Origin of the sequence: Streptomyces sp. AC558_RSS880 (assembly GCF_019049255.1) — a bacterium.
In the GTDB taxonomy this organism is placed as follows: Bacteria; Actinomycetota; Actinomycetes; order Streptomycetales; family Streptomycetaceae; genus Streptomyces.
In genome coordinates, this window is the sequence record NZ_JAGMUJ010000046.1 from 1 (window position 1) to 2,438 (window position 2,438).

At 62.1% G+C, this 2,438-nt stretch carries 1 protein-coding gene; it reads right to left on the reverse strand.

Translation table 11 applies throughout. From position 1 onward, the window contains the following. Nucleotides 1–104 precede the first annotated feature (104 nt). Entirely contained in the window at nucleotides 105–1,892 is a 1,788-nt protein-coding gene (locus tag KUM38_RS18825; RefSeq protein ID WP_217130568.1) for a reverse transcriptase/maturase family protein, read from the reverse strand. Nucleotides 1,893–2,438: the final 546 nt, after the last annotated feature.

Genomic DNA, 2,438 nt, shown 5'->3' on the forward strand with positions numbered 1-2,438 from the left:
GTACTGGTGGGCCGTCAGCGAGGTACCTGCTGAGCAGGTCCTTTTCCAACGGCCCCCAGCCCGAACGACGCATGCGACTTTCGCCGCACGTCGCTCTCCAGTGACTACTCCGTGAGTGCTGGGACAGATTTCTTGCCGTGGATGTCCGCGTGGCAACTACCGCAAACCACGAGGGTTTTGCGGTGCCGCGCGGCCATGAGATCTGCCCACGGTGGCCGGTCCGTTCCCAGCTTTCCGAGGTCTGCGAGCTTGGCAACGTGGTGAACTTCCACCTCGTCGACGCGTCCGCATGCCTCGCATCGTCCGGCGAGGAGGCGGGTTACCAACTCCTTGCGTTTGATGTTGACCGGGGCCAGCCGACGGTCGGTGATGACCGTCTTCTTGTTCTGTCTCAGCGGGATCCCGCCGAACCGTCCGACCAGTGGCTTCCTGCCGACGCGTTCGACGCGGGCCTCGAAGCACTTGCGTGGCCCGAACGGTGTCTCAGTGGTGGTCGCGTACTTGCGGGCCATCTTCGACACCGACGAGCGGTGCTTGTTGGCGAGCGTCATCAGCATCGAGGTCTCCATGACCCATTGCAGCCGGGCGAGTCGGAAGACATCGCCGGCCATCAGGTAGTACTGGACGATGCCGCGGTACTCGGACCCGTAGGTGCTGATGATGACGTGGTCGTCCTGGTTCAGCAGCTCGGGCCGACGCGCGGGTTTGCCGCGCTCTTTGTACTGGGCCTGCTTGGCAGATACCACCGAACGGGGGACACGCAGGCCGATAGTCCCATTGACAGAGCGTCGTCTGCCCGAGATCTTGCGGTCGTTGTGAAGTACGGTGATGTCGTAGCCGAGGAACCTCGCCGCCCCGGTCCGGGCGTGCGTGATGAGCGTCTTCTCCGGCGACAATTCCAGCTTGAGATCATCCCGCAGGAACCGCGCCAAGCGCTTCTTGATTTCTTCGGCTTCTGCCTTTGGTCCGGCAAATCCGAGCAGGGTGTCATCCGCATAGCGCACATACCGCAGTCGCCGGTAGCCAGGATCCTGAGGATCCACGCTGGGCATACTGTGGAGTTGCTTGCGCAGGTCCCGCACCTTGGTGCGGTCGCCACGCTCGCGGGCGCGTCGGATCGCCGCCCACACCCGATGAAAGGCGCGGCTCGGCTTTCTGACTCTTCCTCGGGTGTATTCCGGGATGAGAACCTTCTCGACATACTCGTCCATCTTGTGCAGGTAGATGTTGGAAAGGATCGGTGAAACGACCCCGCCCTGCGGACTTCCGCTGTGCGTGGCGTTCCAGGTCCAGTCCTCCATGTATCCGGCCTCGAGCATGTTGCGCACCAGCCGAAGGAACCGGTTGTCGTGGATCTTCTCGCCCAGGATTCGCAGCATGACCGAGTGATCAAGCCGGTCGAAACACTGGGCGATATCACCCTCGACGAACCAGGCTGTCCCCGTCCAGGTATTCGCCACATCACGTAAAGCGGTATGGCAGCCTCGACGGGGTCGGAAGCCGTGAGAGTTATCGGAGAAGGTAGGCTCGTAATACGCCTCAAGAAGCAGGCGCACTACTTCACCAACCAGCTTGTCCGACCACGGTGGCAGGCCGAGCGGCCGCAGTTTTGTACTGCCCCGCCCCTTCGGGATGTAGACCCTCCTGACTGGGCTCCACCGGTAGCGCTCGTGGCGCAACGCGTCGATGACGTGCTCGATCTTGCCCAGCGACATGCCGTCCACGGTCTCCCCGTTGACCCCGGGCGTCATCGCTCCCTTGTTGGAGTACAGACGTCCGTAAGCGGTGAGATACAACTGCGGATTGAACAACTGTCGATACAGTTCATTGCACGGCAGGCCACGCCTGCCGCGTTCACGGAGGACACCCAGCACCGTTTCGGCACTCTGCATTACGCATACCTCCCAAGTCTTGAGTGTCCGATCACCTGGCCCCCTTCGCCCGATGTGGACGGCTCTCCCGCCCTCCTTGGCCGGTCGTGACTCCGGCGACTACTACGGGGCCTCCGTCGCCATAGGAAGATCTCTTCCCGTAGGCGATCCCATGTTCGTCCTTGTCGTACGTCATAGCGTGATGTAGGCGCCCCACTCATCCCCTTGAATGCCCTCGTTGGGCATCGCTCCGCACTCCGGAGGTTGCGTTGGCCATGGCATCAAGCCATCGCAGGGTGCGGCGTCGGTGTCAGGCATCTTTCCGGCGGACTTGACCTTCAGTCTCCTGGGGATTGGGATTCAAGCAATCCAGCTTTCACCGTGTCACGCGGGTCCCTCGACGCCCCGTCTCCAATGCCTGAGCCCGGCCGTCGATTTTCTGGCATGCTGCGGTCCCCTCACCGTTTCCGGATCAGGTAAGCCATCAGACCCAAGAACCTCCCTCCAAATTCTTCCCGACTGAATCGGGGATACGACAAGGCGCCTCATGGCGCACTGCCAGCGGTC

Coding starts and splice junctions, on each gene's coding strand:
- KUM38_RS18825 (WP_217130568.1), bottom strand. CDS start 1,892: ATGCAGAGTGCCGAAACGGTGCTGGGTGTCCTCCGTGAACGCGGCAGG.